This window comes from Methylophaga sp. UBA4204, assembly GCF_002379485.1.
Taxonomy (GTDB): Bacteria; Pseudomonadota; Gammaproteobacteria; order Nitrosococcales; family Methylophagaceae; genus Methylophaga.
The window spans coordinates 31,134-31,647 of the sequence record NZ_DFTU01000108.1 but is presented as its reverse complement, the minus strand read 5'-3'; the positions used below and the strand labels follow the sequence as shown (position 1 = coordinate 31,647).

Genomic DNA, 514 nt, shown 5'->3' with positions numbered 1-514 from the left:
GTACTGGCACGTGCCGGCTATGGCTCACGACGTTTGATTGAGAGCTGGATCAAGGATGGAAAATTACAGGTCAACGGTGTTCCAGCAACGCTGGGTGATCAGATTACTGAAAAGGATAGAGTCACACTTGAAGGGCGACCTTTATCATCCAAGCGCATCTGGCAACAAAGCATGCCGCAGGTTTTGCTGTATCACAAACCGGTAGGTGAAGTGTGTACTCGCAATGATCCGGAAGGCCGCAGAACCATATATCAATCTTTACCTGTGCCTGAAGAAGGTCGCTGGGTCAGTGTGGGACGACTGGATTTGAATACCAGTGGTTTGATCATCTTGACCACAGATGGTGAATTGGCTAATCAGTTAATGCATCCATCCAATGAAATGGATCGTGAGTATGCAGTGCGTGTCCTTGGGGAAGTCACTTCGGAGATGATGCAAACCTTACGTGATGGTGTTGAACTGGAAGATGGTAAAGCCCATTTTTCAGATATTCAGCCAGGTGGTGGTGAAGGAG

General features: G+C 48.1%; 1 protein-coding gene. It reads left to right on the top strand.

What is annotated here, in order from left to right:
* Nucleotides 1-514, top strand: a 514-nt coding sequence (locus tag B3182_RS15765; protein WP_292753465.1) for a pseudouridine synthase, incomplete at both ends; no start/stop codon positions are given.